The organism is Pseudomonas sp. CAM1A (genome assembly GCF_047501685.1).
In the GTDB taxonomy this organism is placed as follows: domain Bacteria; phylum Pseudomonadota; class Gammaproteobacteria; order Pseudomonadales; family Pseudomonadaceae; genus Aquipseudomonas.
Window position 1 is genome coordinate 580,859 of record NZ_JBFNXP010000001.1, and the last position, 22,654, is coordinate 603,512.

25 protein-coding genes are annotated in these 22,654 nt (G+C 64.4%); 11 read left to right on the top strand and 14 right to left on the bottom strand.

Features of this window, described 5'->3' with window-relative positions:
- Positions 1 to 42 precede the first annotated feature (42 nt).
- The 4 genes from ABZO33_RS02695 to prlC form a co-directional block, all read right to left on the bottom strand.
- Positions 43 to 1,101, bottom strand: coding sequence for a PA0069 family radical SAM protein (locus tag ABZO33_RS02695; RefSeq protein ID WP_414534745.1), 1,059 nt, complete (start codon positions 1,099 to 1,101; stop codon positions 43 to 45).
- A gap of 66 nt (positions 1,102 to 1,167) precedes the next feature.
- Positions 1,168 to 3,177, bottom strand: coding sequence for a M3 family metallopeptidase (locus ABZO33_RS02700; protein ID WP_414534746.1), 2,010 nt, complete (start codon positions 3,175 to 3,177; stop codon positions 1,168 to 1,170).
- Between the two features lie 132 nt (positions 3,178 to 3,309).
- Positions 3,310 to 3,591: a YheV family putative zinc ribbon protein gene (locus tag ABZO33_RS02705; RefSeq protein WP_414534747.1), complete on the bottom strand. Its 282-nt coding sequence runs from the start codon at positions 3,589 to 3,591 to the stop codon at positions 3,310 to 3,312.
- Positions 3,588 to 5,639: an oligopeptidase A gene (gene prlC / locus ABZO33_RS02710; RefSeq protein ID WP_414534748.1), complete on the bottom strand. Its 2,052-nt coding sequence runs from the start codon at positions 5,637 to 5,639 to the stop codon at positions 3,588 to 3,590. The genes ABZO33_RS02705 and prlC overlap by 4 nt, the downstream gene beginning before the upstream one ends.
- 102 nt (positions 5,640 to 5,741) lie before the next feature.
- On the opposite strand from prlC, the gene ABZO33_RS02715 reads away from it, so the two are divergent.
- Together ABZO33_RS02715 and ABZO33_RS02720 are read left to right on the top strand one after the other, a co-directional pair.
- Positions 5,742 to 6,290 carry a gamma carbonic anhydrase family protein gene (locus tag ABZO33_RS02715; RefSeq protein WP_414534749.1) on the top strand — a complete coding sequence of 183 codons (549 nt, stop codon included), beginning with the start codon at positions 5,742 to 5,744 and terminating at the stop codon, positions 6,288 to 6,290.
- Between the two features lie 20 nt (positions 6,291 to 6,310).
- Complete coding sequence (locus ABZO33_RS02720; protein ID WP_414534886.1) at positions 6,311 to 6,958, top strand: HAD family hydrolase; 648 nt, start codon at positions 6,311 to 6,313, stop codon at positions 6,956 to 6,958.
- A 7-nt stretch (positions 6,959 to 6,965) separates the two neighbouring features.
- On the opposite strand, the gene ABZO33_RS02725 is transcribed toward ABZO33_RS02720, so the two are convergent.
- Positions 6,966 to 8,105, bottom strand: a complete 1,140-nt coding sequence (locus ABZO33_RS02725) for an aminopeptidase (RefSeq protein WP_414534750.1) — start codon at positions 8,103 to 8,105, stop codon at positions 6,966 to 6,968.
- Between the two features lie 67 nt (positions 8,106 to 8,172).
- On the opposite strand from ABZO33_RS02725, the gene ABZO33_RS02730 reads away from it, so the two are divergent.
- Positions 8,173 to 8,586: a hypothetical protein gene (locus ABZO33_RS02730; RefSeq protein ID WP_023628734.1), complete on the top strand. Its 414-nt coding sequence runs from the start codon at positions 8,173 to 8,175 to the stop codon at positions 8,584 to 8,586.
- 55 nt (positions 8,587 to 8,641) lie between these two features.
- Positions 8,642 to 9,055, top strand: a complete 414-nt coding sequence (locus tag ABZO33_RS02735; RefSeq protein WP_414534751.1) for a hypothetical protein — start codon at positions 8,642 to 8,644, stop codon at positions 9,053 to 9,055.
- Between the two features lie 114 nt (positions 9,056 to 9,169).
- Here the strand turns inward: ABZO33_RS02735 and ABZO33_RS02740 are convergent, their stop codons facing one another.
- Together ABZO33_RS02740 and ABZO33_RS02745 are read right to left on the bottom strand one after the other, a co-directional pair.
- Entirely contained in the window at positions 9,170 to 9,403 is a 234-nt protein-coding gene (locus ABZO33_RS02740) for a DUF1161 domain-containing protein (protein ID WP_414534752.1), read from the bottom strand.
- Positions 9,404 to 9,478: 75 nt separating this feature from the next.
- Positions 9,479 to 9,904 (bottom strand): OsmC family protein, encoded by a 426-nt coding sequence (locus ABZO33_RS02745; protein ID WP_028688713.1) that lies wholly within the window; start codon positions 9,902 to 9,904, stop codon positions 9,479 to 9,481.
- A 153-nt stretch (positions 9,905 to 10,057) separates the two neighbouring features.
- Here ABZO33_RS02745 and ABZO33_RS02750 point away from each other — a divergent pair, with 153 nt between their 5' ends.
- Positions 10,058 to 11,062, top strand: a complete 1,005-nt coding sequence (locus tag ABZO33_RS02750) for an LLM class flavin-dependent oxidoreductase (RefSeq protein WP_414534753.1) — start codon at positions 10,058 to 10,060, stop codon at positions 11,060 to 11,062.
- Between the two features lie 68 nt (positions 11,063 to 11,130).
- Here the strand turns inward: ABZO33_RS02750 and ABZO33_RS02755 are convergent, their stop codons facing one another.
- On the bottom strand, positions 11,131 to 11,352 hold the full coding sequence (locus ABZO33_RS02755) for a DUF1161 domain-containing protein (RefSeq protein WP_414534754.1): 222 nt from the start codon (positions 11,350 to 11,352) through the stop codon (positions 11,131 to 11,133).
- A 102-nt stretch (positions 11,353 to 11,454) separates the two neighbouring features.
- Complete coding sequence (locus tag ABZO33_RS02760; RefSeq protein ID WP_023632599.1) at positions 11,455 to 11,670, bottom strand: dodecin; 216 nt, start codon at positions 11,668 to 11,670, stop codon at positions 11,455 to 11,457.
- Positions 11,671 to 11,820: 150 nt separating this feature from the next.
- On the opposite strand from ABZO33_RS02760, the gene ABZO33_RS02765 reads away from it, so the two are divergent.
- Positions 11,821 to 12,144 carry a DUF883 family protein gene (locus ABZO33_RS02765; RefSeq protein WP_414534755.1) on the top strand — a complete coding sequence of 108 codons (324 nt, stop codon included), beginning with the start codon at positions 11,821 to 11,823 and terminating at the stop codon, positions 12,142 to 12,144.
- Here the strand turns inward: ABZO33_RS02765 and ABZO33_RS02770 are convergent.
- Positions 12,141 to 13,037, bottom strand: a complete 897-nt coding sequence (locus tag ABZO33_RS02770) for a LysR family transcriptional regulator (protein WP_414534756.1) — start codon at positions 13,035 to 13,037, stop codon at positions 12,141 to 12,143. The genes ABZO33_RS02765 and ABZO33_RS02770 overlap by 4 nt on opposite strands.
- Before the next feature lie 111 nt (positions 13,038 to 13,148).
- Between ABZO33_RS02770 and trpB the strand changes: the two genes are divergently transcribed.
- A complete protein-coding gene (gene trpB / locus ABZO33_RS02775) occupies positions 13,149 to 14,366 on the top strand; it encodes a tryptophan synthase subunit beta (RefSeq protein WP_414534757.1) in 1,218 nt (405 codons plus the stop codon).
- Complete coding sequence (trpA, locus tag ABZO33_RS02780; RefSeq protein ID WP_414534758.1) at positions 14,363 to 15,172, top strand: tryptophan synthase subunit alpha; 810 nt, start codon at positions 14,363 to 14,365, stop codon at positions 15,170 to 15,172. Before trpB ends, trpA begins: the two co-directional genes overlap by 4 nt.
- Positions 15,173 to 15,248: 76 nt before the next feature.
- Here trpA and ABZO33_RS02785 read toward each other — a convergent pair whose 3' ends face one another.
- On the bottom strand, positions 15,249 to 15,581 hold the full coding sequence (locus tag ABZO33_RS02785) for a DOPA 4,5-dioxygenase family protein (RefSeq protein WP_414534759.1): 333 nt from the start codon (positions 15,579 to 15,581) through the stop codon (positions 15,249 to 15,251).
- A gap of 51 nt (positions 15,582 to 15,632) precedes the next feature.
- Positions 15,633 to 16,529, bottom strand: coding sequence for a choline sulfate utilization transcriptional regulator (locus tag ABZO33_RS02790; protein ID WP_414534760.1), 897 nt, complete (start codon positions 16,527 to 16,529; stop codon positions 15,633 to 15,635).
- Between the two features lie 109 nt (positions 16,530 to 16,638).
- Here ABZO33_RS02790 and betC point away from each other — a divergent pair, with 109 nt between their 5' ends.
- The 3 genes from betC to ABZO33_RS02805 are packed head-to-tail and all read left to right on the top strand — an operon-like array spanning position 16,639 to position 20,718.
- Entirely contained in the window at positions 16,639 to 18,156 is a 1,518-nt protein-coding gene (gene betC / locus ABZO33_RS02795) for a choline-sulfatase (protein WP_414534761.1), read from the top strand.
- Positions 18,157 to 18,170: 14 nt separating this feature from the next.
- Positions 18,171 to 19,094, top strand: coding sequence for a choline ABC transporter substrate-binding protein (gene choX / locus ABZO33_RS02800; protein WP_414534762.1), 924 nt, complete (start codon positions 18,171 to 18,173; stop codon positions 19,092 to 19,094).
- Between the two features lie 58 nt (positions 19,095 to 19,152).
- Positions 19,153 to 20,718, top strand: a complete 1,566-nt coding sequence (locus tag ABZO33_RS02805; protein WP_414534763.1) for a SulP family inorganic anion transporter — start codon at positions 19,153 to 19,155, stop codon at positions 20,716 to 20,718.
- Between the two features lie 67 nt (positions 20,719 to 20,785).
- On the opposite strand, the gene aroE is transcribed toward ABZO33_RS02805, so the two are convergent.
- Together aroE and hemF are read right to left on the bottom strand one after the other, a co-directional pair.
- Positions 20,786 to 21,610 carry a shikimate dehydrogenase gene (aroE, locus tag ABZO33_RS02810; RefSeq protein WP_414534764.1) on the bottom strand — a complete coding sequence of 275 codons (825 nt, stop codon included), beginning with the start codon at positions 21,608 to 21,610 and terminating at the stop codon, positions 20,786 to 20,788.
- Between the two features lie 25 nt (positions 21,611 to 21,635).
- Complete coding sequence (hemF, locus tag ABZO33_RS02815) at positions 21,636 to 22,547, bottom strand: oxygen-dependent coproporphyrinogen oxidase (protein ID WP_414534765.1); 912 nt, start codon at positions 22,545 to 22,547, stop codon at positions 21,636 to 21,638.
- Positions 22,548 to 22,654: the final 107 nt, after the last annotated feature.

Below are 22,654 nucleotides of genomic sequence, written 5' to 3' on the forward strand. Positions count from 1 at the left end.
AGCACCTGGGGGCTTGCGAGCCTCCAGGTGCCGGCATCCAGATCAAAACAACGCCATCTGCCCGCCCGGCGGGCAGAATGCGCTGCAGTCCAGCGCCAACTCCTCCCGCCCTTCGAACCCCAGACGCCTGGCCGCCTTGCGAAAGCGCTGCGCCAGCAAGTCAGCGAACACCCCTTCACCGCGCATCCGCGCGCCAAATCGGCTGTCGTACAGTTCGCCGCCCCGGCTCTGGCGGATCAGGCTCAGCACATGCGCGGCCCGCTGCGGGTAGTGATCGTGCAGCCACTGCTCGAACAACGGTGCCACCTCCAGCGGCAAGCGCAGCATCATGTACGCCGCGCTCTGTGCGCCGGCTTCCTTCGCCGCCTCCAGCAGGTGCTCCAGCTCGCTGTCATTTATCATCGGGATCATCGGCGAGCACAACACGCCCACTGGCACACCGGCCTCACGCAGCACGCGAATTGCGCGCAGACGCGCCTTTGGAGCGGCTGCACGTGGTTCGAGGGTGCGCTTGAGCTCATCGTCCAGGGTGGTGAGGCTGATCATCACCCGCGCCAGGCGCTGGCTGGCCAGCTCGCTCAGCAGGTCGAGGTCGCGCAGCACCAGCGAGCCCTTGGTGACGATGGTCACTGGGTGGCGGTAGCGCAGCAGAACTTCGAGCAGGCGCCGGGTCAGCTGTTGTTCGCGCTCGATGGGCTGGTAAGGGTCGGTGTTGGACCCCAGGTTGATCGGCGCGCAGACATAGCCAGGCTTGCTCAGTTGCTGCTCGAGCACCTCGGCGGCGTTGGTCTTGGCGATCAGCTTGGTTTCAAAGTCCAGGCCGGGGGAGAGGTCCCAGTAGGCATGGCTGGGGCGCGCATAGCAGTAGATGCAACCGTGCTCGCAACCGCGGTAGGGATTGATGGCACGATCGAAGGGCAGGTCGGGCGAAGTATTGCGGCTGATGATGGTCCTGGCCGTTTCGATCCGCACCTCCGTGCCTTGGGTGGGTGGGACTTCCTGGTGCCAGCCATCATCCTCCACCACCGACAGACGCGGGGCAAAGCGGTTGTGTGGATTGTGAACCGTGCCACGGCCTCGTTGCGGTGCGGGCGGAATCATGGGAAATCCTTTTTGCTGTATGGATATACAGTACAAGGGATTCCTCGAAGCGACCAGCGCCTTCGGTCAGCGCAAGCCATGCCAGGCAAGGAAGGCGTCAGGGCTTGGCCCACGGCCAAGGAACGCGCGCATGCCCTCGTGCAACGGTCGTGCTGCACCGCTGTCAAGCAGCGCTACCTGCAAAGCCGCCCCAGTGACGCGATCCAGCAGGCCATTGCGCTGGAACCGGGTGAACAGGTCAAAGGCCTGAACATCCGACCAGACATAGGCGTAGTAGCCCGCGTCGTAGTAGCTCAGCAGATGGTCGAAAGCATGCGCCGGATGCTCATACGCCTCCAGCGGCCAGTAACCGCAACGCTCACGCGCCTCCCCCAGGCGCTGACGCAGGCTTCTGCCGTCATTGGGTGTGGAATGCAGGTCGAGGTCGAACAACGCCAGGGCAAGGTCGTTGGCGGTCTGCTCGAAAGCCGCGGCACGCAGGCTCGCCAGCAAGCCCTGCAGCTGCTTGCGCTCAATTGGCCGACCGTCGTCCTTGTGTGCCGAGATACCCATCAGGTAGTCCGCCTCCCAGGCCCAGCGCTCGAACAGTTTGCTGAAGACCTCGACCCCATCCGCTCCCAGGTTACTTACCCCCGAAGCCACGTGAGTGGTGGTGCGCACCAGCAGATGATGCATGGCGTGGCCGAATTCATGGAACAGCTTGAGCAGGCTGGTAGGGTCCAGCAACGCAGGGCTGCCCGGCGGGATGTCGATGAACGCCATCACCACACCGGGGTGGAAGCGGCCTTCCGCATCGACCCGCCGGTTACGGACGTAGCGGGTCGCCACCAGGTCGGGTTGCTTGCCGGGGTACTGCACGGCATCCAGGTAGAAATAGCCCACCAGCGCATGGTCGAGCCAGACTTCGAATGCTCTTACACTTGGATGCCAGACTGGCATTCTGCCGGGCGAGGCATCGGCGACCAGCCTAAGGCCGAACAACTTGCGCACCAGGTCGACCAAGGCATCGATCACCTTGGGCAACGGGAAGAACTCACGAAAGGTATCCCGCGTGGGTAACTGCCTGGCCTGGCGCTCGAGGGTCTGCACATGGCGCCTGTCCCAAGGTTGCAGGGGACCGAGCCCATGCTGGCCCGCCAGCGCCTGCAGCGCCGCGCGCCGCTTGATCATCAGCGGCTTTATACGGGCCGCAAGGTCATGCAGGAAGCGCCGTACCTGTCCAGTGTCACCGGCGCTCTTGGCGCGCAGGCTCAGCGCTGGGTAGTCGCTGAAGCCCAGCAAGTGCGCCTTCTTCGCACGCTCCCGAGCCAGATTGAGCAGGTGGGTGCCATTGTCCTGCTCCGCATCGCTGTTGACGCCCCGCTGATGGTGACGGCGATAGACCATCTCACGCAGGCTGCGGTCGGCCGCTTGATCGAGCAGCGCGTGAGTCGAGGCGACATCCGAACCGATCAGCCAACCCGACATGCCATTGTGCCTGGCCTGCTCCGCAAACTCATCGCGCAGCCTGGCGGGCAGCCCCGCCAGCAAGGCTTGCTCGCTCACATGTGTGCCTTCAAGCCACATGTTGTCGCCAAATTTGCCGACGATTTCCTGGATTTTTCCATTGATCTGCGCAAGCTTGTGCTTACCGGCCTCATCCAGCCGCGCCCCGTGCCTGATGAAGGCCTCGCTGTACCAACGCAGGGTGGCACGCTCGTGGGCATCGAGGTTCACGCCCATTCGAACTGCCAGCTTGTGATACAGGTCCCGCAGCACCGAACTGGCCAGTTTTTCATCGAAACGGGTAAGCAGTTGCCCATAGAACACATTGAGCAGATTCGCCCAATCGTCGCCTTTACAGGTAAGGGGCGAAGCGGCCAAGAGTACCGCATTGAGTTGCGCATCCAGCTCATCCACCGCCAGCACCAAGTCATCCCAGGTCGGCAGACGGCGCTGCTGCTCGACAATCCTGGCAATGCCATCGCGATGGGCCGCGAGTGCGTAGGCAAACGCCTCTCGGGTGTTGTCCAAGGTTACCGCATCGTAGTTGATCGGTATGGCGCTGGCCTGCAGGAGAGGGTTGTCGGAAGACATGGGGGCATCTCGCTCAGTTGAAGGACTGGCGAGCATGGACGGCCACCTGGCAGAGGGTGCGTTGCACACCTACCACCTGGTGGCGCAGGGAACACACGGTCCGGGCAACGATTCCCGGGCCGCACGACGGCCTTACTCGGCCGGTTTCTTCAGCTTCGGATTGGGAAAGAACTGTACGGTCTGCACCTTGGCCGGCGTCGCCTTCGGCGCCAGGTGGTTGACCCGGGTGCCCAGCTCCGAAGGTACCGACAGGCCCTGCTCATTCAGGGTATCGGTGAACCCACAGGCCACGCACTCACGGTGCGGCACGCCGTCTTCGCTCCACATCATCAGCTTGTCCATCTCGCTGCATGCCGGGCAAACCGCCCCGGCAATGAAGCGTCGCTTGCTCTTGCTCACGGCTACCTCGCTCATGCCGCCGCGTCCTCGGTGAGGCCGCTGTGGCGCAACAATGCATCGATGGAAGGCTCTCGGCCACGGAAGTCAACGAACAGCACCATCGGCTCGCGGGAACCGCCACGGGCCAGGATGGCTTCGCGGAAGGCGCGGCCGGTCTCGGCGTTGAGCACGCCTTCTTCCTCGAAACGCGAGAAGGCATCGGCCGACAGCACTTCGGCCCACTTGTAGCTGTAGTAGCCCGCCGCATAACCGCCGGCGAAGATGTGCGCGAAGCTGTTGGGGAAGCGGTTGTAGGCCGGCGGACGCATCACCGAGACCTCGTCACGCACGCCCTCGAGCACCTGCAGCACGCTGCGGCCGTCGCCGTGGGTGGCGTGCAGCTCGAAGTCGAACAGCGAGAACTCCAGCTGGCGCACCATCATCATGCCGGACTGGAAGTTCTTCGCCGCCAGCATCTTGTCCAGCAGGTCCTGGGGCAATGCCTCACCAGTCTCGTAGTGGCCGGAGATCAGCGCCAGGCCCTCGGGCTCCCAGCACCAGTTCTCCATGAACTGGCTCGGCAGCTCCACCGCGTCCCAGGCCACGCCGTTGATGCCGGACACACCGGCATGCTCGATGCGGGTCAGCAGGTGGTGCAGGCCGTGGCCGAACTCGTGGAACAGGGTGGTGACTTCGTCATGGGTAAGCAGCGCGGGCTTGCCACTCGTGGCCGGGGTGAAGTTGCACACCAGGTTGGCCACCGGGCTCTGCAGGCTGCCATTGGCGGTGCGGCGATGGTCGCGGGCACCGTCCATCCAGGCACCGCCACGTTTGTTGGCGCGGGCATAGAGGTCGAAGAAGAAGCGGCCGACATGCTGGCCGTTTTCCTTGATCTCGAACAGGCGCACGTCCGGGTGCCAGCTGTCGAAGCCCTTGAGTTCGTTGATCTCGATGCCGTACAGGCGCTGCACGATGACGAACAGGCCGGACAGCACCTTGTCGATCGGGAAGTAGGCGCGCAGCGCTTCCTGGGACACGCTGTAGCGCTGCTCGCGCAGCTTCTCGCCAAAGTACCCGGCGTCCCAGCTGGCCAGCTCGGGAGTGCCTTGCTCGGCGGCATAGGCCTTGAGCTGCTCCAGGTCCTGGGCGGCGAATGGCTTGGAACGCTTGGCCAGGTCGCGCAGGAAGCTCAGCACCTGGTCGCTGGACTCGGCCATCTTGGTGGCCAGGCTCAGCTCGGCGAAGTTCTGGTAACCCAACAGCGCAGCCAGTTCCTGGCGCAGGTCGAGGATCTCTTCCATCACCGGGCCGTTGTCGAACTGGCCAGCATTCGGGCCCTGGTCGGAGGCGCGGGTGCAGTAGGCGGCGTACAGCTCTTCGCGCAAGGCGCGGTCGCTGGCGTAGGTCATCACTGCGTAGTAGCTGGGGAATTCCAGGGTGATCAGCCAGCCGTCCAGGCCCTTGGCCTGCGCTGCGGCGGCCATCTGCGCCTTGGCCGAGTCGGTCAGGCCAGCCAACGCGGCTTCGTCGGTGACGTGCTTGGTCCAAGCCTGGGTGGCGTCGAGCAGCTGGTTGGAGAAGCGGCTGCCCAGTTCGCTGAGCTTGCTCTGCACCTCGGCGTAGCGCTGCTGCTTGTCGGCCGGCAAGTCGATACCCGACAGGCGGAAATCGCGCAGCGCGTGGTCGATGATGGTCTTCTGCGCCACGTCGAAGCTTGCGGCTTCAGGGCTGGCGGCCAGGGCTTCATAGGCTTCGAACAGGGCACGGTTCTGGCCCAATTCGGTGGAATAGGCGCTCAGGGCCGGCAGGCACGACTCGTAGGCCTCGCGCAGCTCCTGGCTGTTGCACACCGCGTTGAGGTGGCTGACCGGGCTCCAGGCGGCGCCTAGACGGTCGTTGAGTTCGTCCATCGCCAGCACCAGGCCGGCCCAGGTCGGGCTCTTGCCCTGCTTTTCGAGGATCTCGGCAATGGCCTTGCGGTTGTCGGCGAGGATCTGCTCGATCGCCGGCAGCACATGCTCGGCGCGGATCGCCGAGAAGGGCGGCAGATCATGGGACTGCAGCAGCGGGTTGTTCGCACTCACGGTTCGGGTACCTTGGCAGGAGAAACACGGGACCATCTTAATTACAATCGACGCCGACCGCAGCAGGCAGCCTGCCTATCGGCATTGCAGAGGAACACTATCATGGCCCTCCGGACCTTCCAGCAACACACGCCGAAAGTGGGAGCACGGGCCTTTGTCGACCGCTCGGCGGTGGTCATCGGCGACGTCGAGATCGGCGAGGACAGCTCGATCTGGCCGTTGACCGTGGTGCGCGGCGACATGCACCGCATCCGCATCGGCGCGCGCACCAGCGTGCAGGACGGCAGCGTGCTGCACATCACCCACGCCGGGCCCTTCAACCCCGATGGCTATCCACTGATCATCGGCGACGAGGTGACCATCGGTCACAAAGTCATGCTGCATGGCTGTACCCTGGGCAACCGTATCCTGGTCGGCATGGGCAGCACCATCATGGACGGCGCCATCGTCGAGGACGAAGTGATCATCGGCGCCGGCAGCCTGGTGCCACCCGGCAAGCGCCTGGTCAGCGGCTACCTGTACATGGGCAGCCCGGTGAAGCAGGTGCGCCTGCTGAGCGAGCAGGAACATGCGTTCTTCCCCTACAGCGCCGGCAACTACGTCAAGCTCAAGGACCAGCACCTGGCCGAAGGCTACGACCGCCCGGAATGAATTCGACCACAGAGAACACCATGCACCAGCAGAACATCCTCTTCGACCTCGACGGCACCCTGACCGACCCGCGCCTGGGCATCACCCGCTCGATCCAGTACGCCTTGGCCAAGCTGGGTATCGACGAGCCGGACCTGACCCGCCTCGAGCACTTCATCGGCCCGCCCTTGCTGCAGGCGTTCATGCAGTTCTATGCCTTCGACGAGGCCAAGGCCTGGGACGCGGTGAACTTCTACCGCGAGCGCTTCAAGGCCACCGGGCTGTACGAAAACCTGGTGTTCGACGGTGTGCCCGAGTTGCTGCAAGCGCTCAATGGCCAGGGCCGCACCCTGTACATCGCCACCTCCAAACCCTGGAAGTTCGCCCGCGAAATCGCCCGGCATTTCGCCTTCGACCACCACTTCAAGGTGATCTACGGCAGCGAGCTGGACGGCACCCGCACCAACAAGGTCGAGCTGATTCGTCACCTGCTGGATGAAGAACGGCTGGACCCGGCGCAGACCTTGATGATCGGCGACCGCAAGCATGACCTGATCGGCGCCCGCAGCAATGGTTTGCAGGCGGTAGCAGTGGGCTATGGGTTCGGTAGCCGGGAGGAACTGCAGGCCGAGGCACCAGCGTTCCACTTCGAGACGCTGGCCGAGCTGCACCAGGCATTCGTGCGCTAATCCAGCTTTATCGCAGATCAGGCCCGCCCCCACGAGCTGTCGTGGGAGCGGGCTTGCCCCGCGATGAGGCCAGCGCTGCCAACGCCAATTTGCGCTGCTCGCTCGGCAACCTCCCAAGCGCCTCCACCCGCTCATAAAATCGCAGCCAATCCCCACCCACCTCTTTGAACAACTGCGAAAAGGCCGGAACCCACTGGTCATACAGGCCAAACGGCAATAACTTCGCATTGTTCATCGGCCCGTACATCCAGGCATCGAAACGCCGGTCCCCCGCCCAATCCCGATCCCGCACCTCTCGGTATTCGCGCCGCAACCGTTCGAACTCCGCCTGCTTGGCTGCCCGCTTGCCCGCCGCATCCAGCGGCCCGGCATAGATCGCCTGCAGGCGCTCGCGGCTGGCGAGCACCAGACGTATGAAGGCGTCACGTTGCCCGGCGCCATGCTCCTCAACCGTCGCCAGCCCGCGCGCCGCGCGCCATTGCCGGGTGCCTTCCTGCTCGACGAACGACGCGAATGATTCGTTGAACTCGGTATCGTCCGGAACGTAGAAGCGCTGATGCGCCAGCTCATGGAAAATCACCGTGGCCAGGCGCTCCTCACCCCAGCCGGTCATGGTCGAAAGAATCGGGTCGTCGAACCAGCCCAGGGTGGAGTAGGCCTCCACGCCCCCGACATAGACATCCAGCCCCTCCTGGCGCATCAGCGCCGCCGCTCCGCGGGCGGCACCCTGGCGGTAGTAGCCGCGATAGGCCACGCAACCGGCGATGGGGAAACAATGGGTCACAGGTTGCAACGACAGCTCGGGGGTCGCGAACACATTCCACACCACATACGGTCGGCCCAAATCGGCGTACACCCGATAACTGCCGTTATCGGGCAGTTGCAGCTGCGCGCTGGCGAACGCCCGGGCTTTTTCGGCGAACAGCAGCCGCTGACGCAAGGCCGGGCTGGTGGCCGGGTCTGCAATCACCCGATCCAGCGGCTGACGTGCCCGCAACAGCTGCCATTGCCCCTCGGCCAGCTGACCGTAATAGCCCACGCTGGAGCAACCGCTCAGCAGGACACCCAGCGTCACGGGAACAAACCGGGTGAAAACGCGGTCGAGAGCCCGACGGCTGCAGCGCATGAAAAGAAAAAGTCCAAACATCGAGGCTGTCTATCTCGCTCGTCGGCCGAATGCGACCAAGACTATCTCGCCAAGGGGAAGCTTTGCCATGCGTACACTGTTTGCCGTCGGCACGCTCGTGCTGCTGTCCGGGTGTTCCACCTTGCCCGACCCGGACCCGAATCAGGCCTGGGTAGACCTGGCACCGGGTGACAACGATTCGCTGCACGCCCTGCAAGTGGATGAGCGCGACTGGGCCGACAGCCGCTATTTCGAGGTACAGCCCGGCAACCATGAACTGACCGTGCGCTACCAGTTCGCCGTGACGCCCAGCAACATCGGCCCGGTGGAGGAGCCGCTGTGGCGCGACTGCCAGCTCAATCTCACCTTCAAGGACTTCACTGCCGGCCAGCGCTACCAGATGCAAGCCGGCAGCATCGGCTTCCGGCCGTGGATCAAACTCTACGACCAGCGCCAGAAGCTGATTGGCCAGGGCGAACCGGCAGGCTGCCAGCGCACCTGAACACCGCGAACGGCGCTATGCTTGTAGCCTGTGAACCGCGAGCGGGAGTTTCGCCATGCGCCAGCCCATGATGCTGATGGCCCTCAGTGCTTTGGGGGCTTGCGCCAGCCCCTTGCCCCCCGCCGACCCCGGCAAGGCCTGGATCGACATGTACACCATCACCCCCGGCCGCACCCTCATGGCCGACCGCCTGGACGGCAAGCGCCTGGACGATGGCCGCTACTTTCAGGTGACGCCGGGTAAACATGAGCTGGTGGTGCGTTTCGACTACGAGATATACGCCGGTGGCTTCAGTACCGACCCGACCGAGCGGACGTGCTACCTGACCGTGCGCTACAACGATTTCAAGGCGGGCGAGCGTTACCGCCTGGAGGCCCGGGCTCCGGCGATGCAGCCGCAGGTGTTGTTGTACGACGCCAGCCGCAAGGTGGTGGTGAACGAACCGAGCAACGTCACCTGCATTCCTTGAGTGAAACACGGGGCTGCTGCTCAGCCCTTTCGCCGGCAAGCCGGCTCCCACAAAAACGGCGATGACCCTGTGGGAGCCGGCTTGCCGGCGATGGGCCGCAACGCGGCCCCTGTGTTATCGATCATTCTTTTGATAAATGATCTTCTTGGTACCCCCCTCACAACTTCCCACGACCATGCTCCGATCATGGACTTCGCTGTTGGGCACGATCTCCAGCGTGTAGGACGTCACCCCGCGCGCCTGAATCTTCGCTTCGATCTCGGCCTTCAGTTCCTCGCACGGCTTGGGCGCGGCCAGTGCGGCGGTGGCCAGCAGGGAAGCCAGCACACCTAATGCTACGCGGATCATGGAACGGCTCCTGAGGCAGGGCAGACGAGCTGCCAACGCTGGTTAGACTACAGGAAACCGCCGCCGTTGCGCCTCCTAGGAAAGCAGCGTGGCATCAAGGCTGATGGTTGCGTTGAGCACCTTGGACACCGGGCACCCGGCCTTGGCCTTGTTGGCGATCTCCTGGAACTGCGCCTCGCTGGCCCCAGGCACGGTGGCCTTGAGGGTCAGGTGAACGGCGGTGATGGCAAAGCCATCAGCCTGCTTGTCCAGGCTCACTTCGGCGTGAGTGTCGATCCGTTCAGGGGTGAATCCCGCCTCGCCCAACATCATCGACAATGCCATGGAGAAGCAACCGGCATGGGCAGCGCCGATCAGCTCCTCCGGGTTGGTCCCAGGCGTGCCTTCGAAACGGGTGTTGAAGCCGTAGGGCGCTTGCTTGAGCGCGCCGCTTTCAGTGGAGATCTGGCCCTTGCCATCCTTCAGGCCACCTTGCCAGACCGCCGATGCTGTCTTCTTCATGCTGCCTCCTGTCACAGGGTTGGGGTGTCTAAGGTTCTGAGGACCAAGCCCACGCCAAGTTCAGATCAATCCGCAGGAAGGCATTGAATCCAGCGAATATGCCCATACAGAGTCCTGAAGGCCCATGGCCAACCACCTGTAGCGGAGGCTCCAATGACGCACCTGCGAGACCTGAAGATTTCCACCCTCGACCTGGTGCCCGTGCGCGCCGACGGCAGCCCGGCGCAAGCGTTGCGCAACTCCCTGGACCTGGCGCAACACGTTGAGCGTTTCGGCTACAACCGCTTCTGGGTCGCCGAGCATCACAACATGGACGGTATCGCCAGCTCGGCCACCGCCGTGCTGATCGGCTACCTGGCCGGCGGCACCTCGCGAATCCGCGTCGGCTCAGGCGGCGTAATGCTGCCCAACCACGCGCCGTTGGTGGTGGCCGAGCAGTTCGGCACCCTGGCCAGCCTGTACCCAGACCGCATCGACCTGGGCCTGGGCCGCGCCCCGGGGTCGGACCAGATGACCGCCCGCGCCTTGCGCCGCGAGCGCTCCGGCAGCGCCGACGATTTTCCGGACGATGTTGAAGAACTGTCGCGCTACCTGGGCCCGCGCACCGACGACCAGAAGGTCATCGCCGTGCCCGGCCACGACACCGAGGTGCCCATGTGGCTGCTCGGCTCCAGCCTGTTCAGCGCCCAGCTCGCCGGCATGCGCGGCATGCCCTACGCCTTCGCCTCGCACTTCGCGCCGCGCTACATGCACGAGGCGATCCGCATCTATCGCGACCATTTCAAACCGTCGACGACGCTGGACAAGCCTTACGTGATGCTGGGCATTCCGATGGTGGTGGCTGAAACCGACGAAAAGGCCGAATACCTGGCCACCTCGGTGTACCAGCGCATCCTCGCGCTGATCCGTGGCCAGAGCTTGATGCAGCGCCCGCCCGTCGAGAGCATGAATGGCCTCTGGCTGCCCCATGAGCGTGATGCGGTGAGCAGCTTCCTAGGCCTGGCGATGATCGGCAGCCCGCAGAAGGTGCGGGCGAAGGTCGAGGTATTGCTGGAGCAGACGGGGGCGGACGAGCTGATTTTCACCAGCGACCTGTATGAGCACGCCGACCGGATCAGGTCCTATGAATTGATGGCGCAAGCCTTGAAAGTCGAGTGAACGCTATCGCGGGGCAAGCCCGCTCCCACGATTCCGGTGGGAGCGGGCTTGCCCCGCGATGAGGGCAGTCAGCCGCGGCGGTAGACGATTTCCTTGGTCCCACCCTCGCAGCTGCCGATTACCTTGCCGGCCGGCTCGCCCTTGTTGACGATCTCCAGCGAGTACCCCTTCACCCCTTTGGCATCGAGCTTCGCTGCAATCTCCGCCTTGAGTTCCTCGCACGGTTTGCCCGCCGCCATCGCCCCGCCAGCCAACGCCATCAGCCCCACGGCCAGAATCAATTTCTTCATCGATCGCTTTCCTTGTACAGATCAAAGACAAAAAGGGCGCGAAGCACGCGCCCTGCAACCTTGATACCCCAACACGCTGGGCAAGCCTAGCCCAGCTTGGTTTCAGCTGTTGGCGATGCGGAACCCAACTTTCAGCGTCACCTGGAAATGCGCGGCCTTGTTGTCACGGATATGCCCGCGGGTATCGATCACCTCGAACCATTCCAGGTGCTTGATGCTCTTGCCGGCCTCGGCCAGCGCATTGTTGATCGCTTCTTCGATGCTGGTGGGCGAAGACCCGACCAGCTCGATCTTCTTGTAGGTGTGATGATCCGACATGAGCGCTCTCCTTGAGTGGGTAGTGGCTTGAGCCTAGCAGCGCAGGCCCGGTTTACCTGCGAGCGATCGCCGCCGGGGAAAGTTCGATCGCACTTTCATCCACCTGCGCAGTCGCAACCTGTACATCCCCACTCAGCAAGGAGAGTCGACATGGCACGCAATGCGTTGCGCAAAACCTCACTGGAAAGCATGGAAGCCGAGATCGAAAGCCTCCTCAAGACTTTGGAAGGCCTCAAGCACGATGCCTCGGAAGAAACGCAGAAGACCATGAAGACGCTGCGCGGCAACGCCGAAAGCGCCCTCAAGCACTCACGCAGCCTGCTCAGCGATGCTTACGAGGAAGTGAAGACCCGCACCCGCGAAACCAGCGTAGCCACCCGCGACTATGCCCAGGAACACCCCTGGGCCACCGCAGGTGTCGCGGTGGGCGCCCTGGGCCTGCTGGCCGCCTACCTGATGTGCCGCCGCAACTAACCCGCCTGCCGCTGCAGCTCCTGGCGCAGCCATTGCGCCAGTTGCTCGGCGCGCCCGTCCGCGGCACGCCGGGGTACCCACAAGGCCAATGCCGCGTTGGTGGGGGAAAAGCCCCATGGCGCGGCCAGCCGCCCAGCCTTCAGGTCGTCCGCCACCAGCGGTTGCGGGGCGATGGCTACACCCAGCCCAGCCACCGCTGCTTCCAGCAAGTAGTAGAGATGCTCGAATGCTTGCCCGTAACTCAGCGCCTCGGGCGCCAACCCATGCTGCCGCGCCCAGGTAGGCCAAGCCTGCGGCCGCGAGGTCGTATGGAGTACGGCAACATGCTGCAAAGCCACGGCTGGCGAGGCTTTCAAACGATCATAGGCATCGAAGCGCGGGCTCATCACCGGGCCGATTCGCTCTTCGGCGAGCACATGCACCTGCATGTCCGCCGGCCACGGTGGCTCGGCGTAGACCAGCAGTGCGTCCAGCCCCGGGCGTCGCGGATCAAGGTCACCTTCGCCCGCTGACAGGTGCAGGCGCAGCTCCGGCAGGTCGGCTTTCAGGCGTCCAAGGCGGGGGATGAACCAACGCGCCAGCAAACTGCCGGAGCAACCGAGCACGAACGGCGCTTCGTCGGCATCCCGGGAAAGCTCGGCGCAGACACCGCGCAGTCGGTCGAAAGCCTCAAAGCTGGCATCGCGCAGACGCACACCGGCATCTGTGAGTTTGACGCCGCGCCCGTCCTTGACGAACAAGGCTACCCCCAGATGCTCCTCAAGCACCTTGATCTGCCGGCTGACCGCGCCATGGGTGACATGAAGCGCTTCTGCTGCCTGGCTGACGCTGTTCAGCCGGGCTGTCGCCTCGAAGGCCCGCAGCGCATTGAGGGGGGGAAGGTCCTGAGCCATCTTACTTGTGAGTTTTCCTGACAGGTTTGCGCAATCTTATCGGTTTTCAGCCGGCCACGTCGTGGTTAGAGTAAAGCCCATCGAATCTCTACTTCGCCTACGGAGCGTCCCATGACCCAGACCCAATACCGCCCCGGCCCCGACGCCAACGGCCTGTTCGGCTCGTTCGGCGGCCGCTACGTGGCCGAAACCCTGATGCCCCTGGTGCTCGACCTGGCCCGCGAATACGAAGCCGCCAAGGGCGATCCCAAGTTCCTCGAGGAGCTGGCCTACTTCCAGCGCGACTACATCGGCCGGCCCAACCCGCTGTACTTCGCCGAGCGCCTGACCGAGCACTGCGGCGGCGCGAAGATCTTCTTCAAGCGTGAAGAGCTCAACCATACCGGCGCGCACAAGGTGAACAACTGCATCGGCCAGGTGCTGCTGGCCAAGCGCATGGGCAAGAAACGCCTGATCGCCGAAACCGGCGCCGGCATGCACGGCGTGGCCACCGCCACCGTCGCCGCGCGCTTCGGCCTGCCTTGCGTGATCTACATGGGCGCCACCGACATCGAGCGCCAGCAGGCCAACGTGTTCCGCATGAAGCTGCTGGGCGCCGAGATCGTCCCGGTCACCGCGGGCACCGGCACCCTCAAGGACGCCATGAACGAGGCCCTGCGCGACTGGGTCACCAACGTCGACGACACCTTCTACCTGATCGGCACCGTGGCAGGCCCGCACCCGTACCCGGCGATGGTCCGCGACTTCCAGTCGATCATCGGCAAAGAAACCCGCGCCCAGCTGCAAGAGAAGGAAGGGCGCCTGCCCGACAGCCTGATCGCCTGCGTCGGCGGCGGCTCCAACGCCATGGGCCTGTTCCACGAGTTCCTCGAAGAGCCAAGCGTCAAGATCATCGGCGTCGAGGCCGGCGGCCACGGCGTGCACACCGACAAGCACGCGGCCAGCCTCAACGGCGGCGTGCCGGGCGTGCTGCACGGCAACCGCACCTACCTGCTGCAGGATGACGACGGCCAGATCACCGACGCCCACTCGATTTCCGCAGGCCTGGACTACCCCGGCATCGGCCCGGAGCACGCCTACCTGCACGAAGTGAAGCGCGTGGAGTACGTCAGCATCACCGACGACGAAGCGCTGGACGCCTTCCACATGAGCTGCCGCCTGGAAGGCATCATCCCGGCGCTGGAAAGCTCCCACGCCCTGGCCGAGGCGATCAAGCGCGCGCCGACCCTGCCCAAGGACCACCTGATGGTGATCTGCCTGTCCGGTCGCGGTGACAAGGACATGCAAACCGTGATGAACCACATGGCTGCCCAGGAGAAACAGGCATGAGCCGTCTCGAACAACGCTTTGCCGAACTCAAGGCCGAAGGCCGCTCGGCTCTGGTCACCTTCGTTACCGCTGGCGACCCCGGCTACGACGCCTCGCTGAAGATCCTCAAGGGCCTGCCGGCCGCCGGCGCCGACGTGATCGAGCTGGGCATGCCGTTCACCGACCCGATGGCTGACGGCGTGGCTATCCAGCTCGCCACCCTGCGCGCCCTGGAAGCAGGCCAGACCCTGGCCAAGACCTTGCAGATGGTGCGTGAATTCCGTGTGGATAACCAAACCACCCCGATCGTGCTGATGGGTTACTACAACCCGATCCATCGCTTTGGCGTGGAGAAGTTCGTCGCCGAAGCCAAGGAAGCGGGTGTCGATGGCCTGATCATCGTCGACCTGCCGCCCGAGCACGACGCCGAGCTGGCCACCCCGGCCCAGGCCGCGGGTATCGACTTCATCCGCCTGACCACCCCGACCACCGACGATGCGCGCCTGCCGCGCGTGCTGGAGCGCAGCTCTGGGTTCGTCTACTACGTATCGGTGGCGGGTGTGACCGGTGCAGGCTCGGCGACCACCGAGCATGTGACCGAGGCCATTGCGCGCCTGCGTCGGCATACCGACCTGCCGATCAGCGTTGGTTTCGGCATCCGTACGCCGGAGCAGGCTGCGGCTATCGCCCGCCTGGCCGATGGCGTGGTGGTGGGCTCGGCGCTGGTCGACAAGATCGCCCAGGCCAAGGGTGCCGAGCAGGCCGTGACTGATGTGCTGAGCCTGTGCTCGGCGCTGGCCGAAGGCGTGCGCGCCGCCCGCAACTGATGTTGTGGGAGCGGGCTTGCCCCGCGATGGCTTCACTGCCGCCATCGCGGGGCAAGCCCGCTCCCACGGGTTGGCGTCATGCTTTGAAAATCGACAAATCCAACGGCCTGATCGCCCCCATCCAGATCGCATGATCGCGGTGATCCGCCAGTTCATCCCCGGTTTCCGGGTGCAGGAACACCACCAGCCCCTTGCGGTACAGCGCCAGCCACGGCAGCACCACACCCACCACCTCCGGCCCGAAGGCCAGCTGGCAGCTCCAGTCCGGGTGCGGCCCGACCGGTTTCTGGTGCATACGGCCCATGGTCACGGGGAACAGCCGCGTCGCCTCCTCGCATAGTTCACGGGCCTGTTCCAGGGTCGATGCGTCGTAGTACACGTGGGCGTGATAGCCCTTGATCCTTTGCACGGTGGCTCCTGATTGCAGTAATGCGAACATCTTGAAGTCTACGCCATCTCATTACAGGCGCTCCTGCTCCAGCCAATCCACAAACCGCTCGATCAACGCCCCACGCCGCTTGCGTGGCGGCAGCACCACGTAATACCCCCGCGTCGAACGCAAGCTGCCTTGCAGCGGCCGGCACAGCAGCCCCTGCTCGACCAGCCCGTCCACCAGATGCGCCCAGCCGATCGCCACGCCCTGGCCAGCAATCGCCGCCTGAATCAGCAGGGTGTAGTTGTCGAATCGCAGCTGACCGGACGGAGGAGGGCTGTCCACGCCAAGACCACGGAAAACCCCGGCCCAATCAAACCAGCGACTGGCCTGCTCGCCCTTCAAATGCAGCAATGGCAATCGCTGCAAAGCCACGGCTGACAAGGGTTTGCCATGAATCAGCCGCGGGCTGCACACCGGGAAAACTTCCTCATCGAACAGCCAGCGGCTCTCGCCCTGATGGAAGCGCCCATCACCGAACAGCACCGCCACATCGATGTCCGGGCGCAGCATCGCCTGGCTGCGCTCGCCGGTCACCAGGCTCACGTCCACCTGTGGATAAGCCTCGTGGAAACGCTGCAAACGTGGCATCAGCCAGAACGCCGCAAAGGCGAAGTCGGTAGCCACCTGCAGCACCTCGCGCTGGCCGCGCCCACTGGCTTGGGCAACGCCATCGTCCATCGCCTGCAAGCCCTGGTGCACCTGTTCGAACAACAGCAACCCCGCCTCGGTCAGCTCGATGCCCCGGTAAATCCGGTCGAACAACCGCGTGCCCAACTGCGCCTCCAGGCGCTTCATCTGCTGGCTGACCGCCGGCTGGGTGGTGCCCAGCTCCACGGCGGCAGCGGTGAAGCTGCGCAGGCGGGCGGCGGCCTCGAACACGCGCAAGGTGTCGAGGGGCAGGTCGGCGAGGTGCTCAAACATAAGCTTGGCTAATCCCAGTCATTGCCCGGCATGGGCTTTACCCACGTTATCCACAGCACCATGCTGGATTGCAAGCGTTCACCATAACTCCCGACGATGGAAGGGCACCATGAAGCGACCCAATATCCTGTTCATCATGGCCGACCAGATGGCCGCGCCGCTGCTGCCGATCTACAACCCGTCGCCGATCAGGATGCCCAACCTGGCGCGCCTGGCCGAACAGGCCGTGGTGTTCGACTCCGCCTATTGCAACAGCCCATTGTGCGCACCGTCACGCTTCACCCTGGTCAGCGGCCAGTTGCCCAGCCGCATTGGCGCCTATGACAACGCCGCCGACTTTCCTGCCGACATTCCGACCTATGCCCACTACCTGCGGCGTCTGGGCTACCGCACCGCACTGTCGGGCAAGATGCATTTCTGCGGCCCGGACCAGCTGCACGGCTACGAAGAACGCCTGACCAGCGATATCTACCCGGCCGACTACGGTTGGGCGGTGAACTGGGATGAACCGGAGGTGCGCCCGAGCTGGTACCACAACATGTCTTCGGTGTTGCAGGCCGGGCCCTGCGTGCGCACCAACCAGCTGGATTTCGACGAAGAGGTGGTGTTCAAGGCGCGCCAGTACCTCTATGACCATGTGCGCGAGGACGACGGCCGGCCGTTCTGCCTGACCGTCTCCATGACCCACCCCCACGACCCCTACACCATCCCCAAACACTACTGGGATATGTACGAGGCTGTGGATATCCCGCTGCCGCGCGAAGAAATCGCCCAGGACCAGCAGGACCCGCACTCGCAACGTCTGCTCAAGGTCTACGACCTGTGGAACAAGCCCCTGCCAGTGGACAAGATCCGCGACGCCCGCCGCGCCTACTTCGGCGCTTGCAGCTACATCGACGACAACATCGGCAAGCTGCTGCAGACCCTCGAGGAGTGCGGCCTGGCCGACGACACCCTGATCGTGTTCTCGGGCGACCATGGCGACATGCTTGGCGAGCGCGGGCTCTGGTACAAGATGCACTGGTTCGAGATGTCGGCGCGGGTACCGCTGCTGATCCACGCGCCCAAGCGCTTCGCACCGGCGCGAATCAGCGCCAGCGTGTCCACCTGCGACCTGCTGCCCACCCTGGTCGAACTGGCCGGCGGCGCTGTGGATAACCACCTGCACCTGGACGGCCGTTCGCTGCTCGGCCACCTGCAAGGGCAGGGCGGACATGACGAGGTAATCGGCGAGTACATGGCCGAAGGCACGGTCGGCCCGCTGATGATGATCCGCCGTGGCCCCTACAAGTTCGTGTACAGCGAAGACGACCCATGGCTACTCTACGACCTGAGCCGCGACCCGCACGAGCGGGAGAACCTCACCGGCAGCCCGGACCACCAGGCGCTGCTGCAGGCATTTGCCGATGAAGCCAGGCAGCGCTGGGATATCCCGGCCCTGCGCCAGCAGGTGCTGGCCAGCCAACGGCGCCGCCGCCTGGTGGCCGAGGCACTGGCCATCGGCACACTGAAAAGCTGGGACCACCAACCGTTGGTGGACGCCAGCCAACAGTACATGCGCAACCATATCGATCTCGACGACCTCGAGCGCAAGGCACGTTATCCACAGCCCGCACCCCTGGATTGAGAAGAGAGGCCGCCATGCAGAAGTTCTCCACCGCCGTGCTCGCCCTGGCCCTGAGCCTGGGCACGGCACACGCCGCCGACAGCGACGCGCAATGCAACACCGTGAAACTGGCCGACCCCGGCTGGAGCGATATCGCCAGCACCAACGCCCTGGCCCGGCTGCTCCTGGAAAGCCTGGGTTACCAGGTGAAGATCGACAGCCTGGCCGTGCCGATCATCTACGGTGGCCTGAAGGATGGCCGGGTGGATGCCTTCCTTGGCAACTGGATGCCGGCGCAGCAGGGCTTCCATGACAAGTTCATCGCCAATGGCGATGTGCAGCAGCTGGCGAAAAATCTGGAAGGCACCGAGTTCACCCTGGCGGTGCCCGATTATGTATGGAACGCAGGCGTGAAGGACTTCGCCGACCTGCAAAAACATGCCGAGCAGTTCGACAAGAAGCTCTATGGCATTGGTTCGGGCGCGCCGGCCAACCTGTCGCTGAAAGAGATCATCGACAAGAACGAGTTCGACCTGGGGCAGTGGAAACTGGTCGAGTCCAGCGAGCAGGCAATGCTGGCGCAGGTGGACCGTGCGGTGAAGAAACAGCAGTTCATCACCTTCCTGGGCTGGACCCCGCACCCGATGAACGTGAAGCTGAAGATGCATTACCTCACGGGCGGGGAGCAGTGGTTCGGCAGCAAGGGTGATGTGTACACCCTGACCCGCAAAGGTTATCCACAAGCCTGCCCGAATGCGGCGAAGCTGCTGGGTAACCTGAAGTTCTCGCTGGAGATGGAGAACAGCATCATGGCGGAGGTTGTGGATAAGAAGGTGAGCTTCGATGAGGCAGCCAAGGCTTGGGTGAAAACGCATCCTGAGCTGCTGGACGGATGGTTGGCGGGCGTGACAACCAAGGCCGGCGCCGATGCCCGTAAAGCCGTAGAGGCGAAACTGTAACGTGGGAGCGGCGAACCGCCGCTCCCACGCTCCCACTTATCGAGGATCTTGGATAACCATGCCGCGCCTGACCCACCTGCTGCCCTTCCTCACCTGGCTGCCCCGCCAATCGGGCCGCAGCCTGCGCCAGGACCTGCTGGTGGGCCTGAGCGGCGCCATCCTTGCCCTGCCGCAGTCCATCGCCTACGCCCTGATCGCCGGCCTGCCCGCCGAGTACGGCCTGTATGCGGCCATCGTCCCGGTGCTGATCGCCTGCCTGTGGGGTTCGTCCTGGCACCTGATCTGTGGCCCCACCGCTGCTATCTCCATCGTCCTGTACGCCAGCATCAGCCCCCTGGCCGTGGCCGGCAGCGCCGACTATGTAACCCTGATACTGCTGCTGACCTTCCTTGGCGGCATCTTCCAGTTGCTGCTGGGGCTGTTGCGCTTCGGTGCGCTGGTCAATTTCGTTTCCCACTCAGTGGTGCTGGGCTTCACCCTCGGCGCCGCCATCGTCATCGCCCTTGGGCAGCTACCGAACCTGCTGGGGATGGACCTGCCGAGCCAGGCCACTGCGTTGAAGACCGTGCAGGACCTGGCTGGGCACATGGGCGAAGTGGATGTGCCATCGCTGGCCCTGGGCCTGGCCACGCTGGTCATCGGTATTGCCCTGAAACTGTGGCGCCAGCGCTGGCCAAGCCTGTTGATAAGCCTGCTGCTGGTCAGCCTGGTGGCCTGGCTATTGCCCGGCGTGTTCGGCCATGTGCCCAGGGTGGCTGCGTTCACCGGGCAGCTCCCGCCCTTCAGCCCGCTGTTTCTGCTGGATGTGGAGCTGATACTGCGCCTGCTGCCCAGTGCTGTCGCGGTGGGCATGCTTGGGTTGGTCACCAGCCTGTCGATTGCCCGCTCGTTGTCGGCACGTTCGGAGCAACTGATCGACCCTGACCAGGAAATCCGCGCACAAGGCCTGTCGAATATCGGCGGCGCGTTTTTCTCCGGCTACCTGTCCGCAGGTTCCTTCACTCGCTCGGGCCTCAGTTACGACGCGGGTGCACGTTCGCCACTGGCTGGGGTGTTCTCGGCGTTGTGGGTGGCGTTGTTCGCGGTGACCGGTGCCGGGTTGATCGCCCACCTGCCGATACCTGCGATGGCGGGGAGCATCCTGCTGATCTGCTGGGGGCTGGTCGACCATCGCGGCATTCGCGCGCTGTTCCGGGTCAGTCGCTCGGAGTTCCTGGTGATGGTGCTGACGGCGGCAGCGACGCTGCTGCTGGAGCTGCAGACGGCAATCTATGCCGGGGTGCTGGCTTCGCTGTTCTTCTATCTGAAACGCACGTCACGGCCGCGGGTGCAGCAAAGCCGGGAAGGGGAGACGGACATCTTGCGGGTTGGCGGGTCGATCTTCTTCGGCGCGGCGCACTACCTGCAGGTGCGCCTTCAGCGCTGCCAGGGGCCACACGTGGTGATCGATGCGCGCCAGGTGAACTTCATCGATTACTCGGGTGTGGATATGTTGCACCGCGAGGCGCGGCGGTTGATGCGCAGTGGCGGAAGCCTGACGTTGCAGCGGGCAAGGCCGCAGGTGATCGAAGAATTGCAGAAGCTGGAAGGGGCAGCGTTGTGCTCGATCCGGTTTGAGGATTAGTCGCGGGGCAAGCCCGCTCCCACACCGGATCGTGGGAGCGGGCTTGCCCCGCGATCGGGTGCTAGACTCAGCCGCGCGCCAACTGCCGGCGCAGCTCATCCAGCACCGGCCCGGTCTCAGGCCGAACCCCACGCCAAATGAAGAATGCCTCGGCCGCCTGTTCCGCCAACATCCCCAGCCCATCCAGCACCTTCGCCGCACCCAGCTTGCTGGCCCACTGGCAGAACGGTGTCGGTTCCTTGCCATACATCATGTCGTAGCAAACGGTACGCCCCGCCTCGACCAGACTGTCGGCAATCGGCGGCAGCTCACCAGCCAGGCTCGCCGAAGTGGCGTTGATGATCACGTCCACCGGCTCCTGCAACCAGGCAAAACCGCTGGCCACCACCGGCCCCAGCTCATCGAACTCACGGGCCAGCTGCTCGGCCTTCTCCACCGTGCGGTTGGCAATCACCAGCGACTGCGGCTGGTGCGCCAGGATCGGCTCCAGCACACCACGCACCGCACCGCCGGCACCAAGGATGAGGATGCGCTTGCCAGCCAGTTCGACCCCGGCGTTGATGGTGAGGTCACGCACCAGCCCGGCGCCATCGGTGTTGTCGCCTTGCAACGTACCGTCGGCCAGCTTGCTCAAGGTGTTCACCGCGCCGGCACGCTTGGCGCGTGGGGTAAGGCTGTCGCACAGGCGATAGGCCTCTTCCTTGAACGGCACAGTGACATTGGCGCCGCTGCCTTGCTTGAAGAAGCCCCGGGCACAGTCGCTGAACTCGTCCACCGGCGCCAGCAGAGTGGCGTACTCGAGGTCCTCGCCAGTCTGGTCGGCGAACAGGCGGTGGATCAGCGGCGACTTGCTGTGGCCGATGGGGTTGCCGAATACGACGTACTGGTCCATGGGAGCTCCTCGGTTATCCACAGGCTTACTGGGCGAGCCAGTCGCGGTCCTGCAGGAAGTAGTCGGTCAGGCGCGCTTCCTCGCTGCCGGGCTCGGCCTTCCAATCGTAACCCCAGCGCACCTGCGGTGGCAGCGACATCAGGATCGACTCGGTGCGGCCACCGGACTGCAGGCCGAACAGCGTGCCACGATCGTAGACCAGGTTGAACTCGACGTAGCGGCCACGGCGGTATTCCTGGAATTCGCGCTGGGCGGGCGTGTACGGGGTGCCCTTGCGGCGCTGGATGATCGGCAGGTAGGCGTCTACATAGGCATCGCCGATGGCGCGCATGAAGGCGAAGCAGGTGTCGAAGTCCCACTCGTTCAGGTCATCGAAGAACAGGCCACCGATACCGCGCGGTTCGCCACGGTGCTTGAGGTGGAAGTAGCGGTCGCACCAGGCCTTGTAGCGCGGGTAGACGTCGGCGCCGAACGGCGCACAGGCCTGCTCGGCGACGCGGTGCCAGTGCACACAGTCTTCCTCGTTACCGTAGTACGGGGTCAGGTCGAAACCGCCACCGAACCACCACACCGCCTCTTCGCCTTCCTTTTCAGCGATGAAGAACCGCACGTTGGCGTGGGAGGTCGGCACATGCGGGTTGTGCGGGTGGATCACCAGCGACACGCCCAGGGCCTCGAAGCCACGGCCCGCCAGTTCCGGGCGGTGGGCACTGGCTGACGGCGGCAGGCCGCTGCCGAACACGTGGGAGAAGTTGACCCCACCTTTCTCGATCACCTTGCCCTCGCCGATCACCCGCGTGCGACCACCGCCACCGGCATCGCGCACCCAGGCATCCTCGACGAAGCGGGCGCCGCCGTCTTCGGTCTCGAGGGCAGTGCAGATGCGGTCTTGCAGGTCGAGCAGGTAGGCTTTTACGGCCTCGGTGCGGCTGGTCATCGGGTCACCTGGAAGGAGCGGGAAAATTCGCCGCGTAGCATACCACCGGCCGACGCCGCGTCGCAGTTGACGGCGGTCAAGCAAAGGCGTCCGATAGAAGGCCTTTG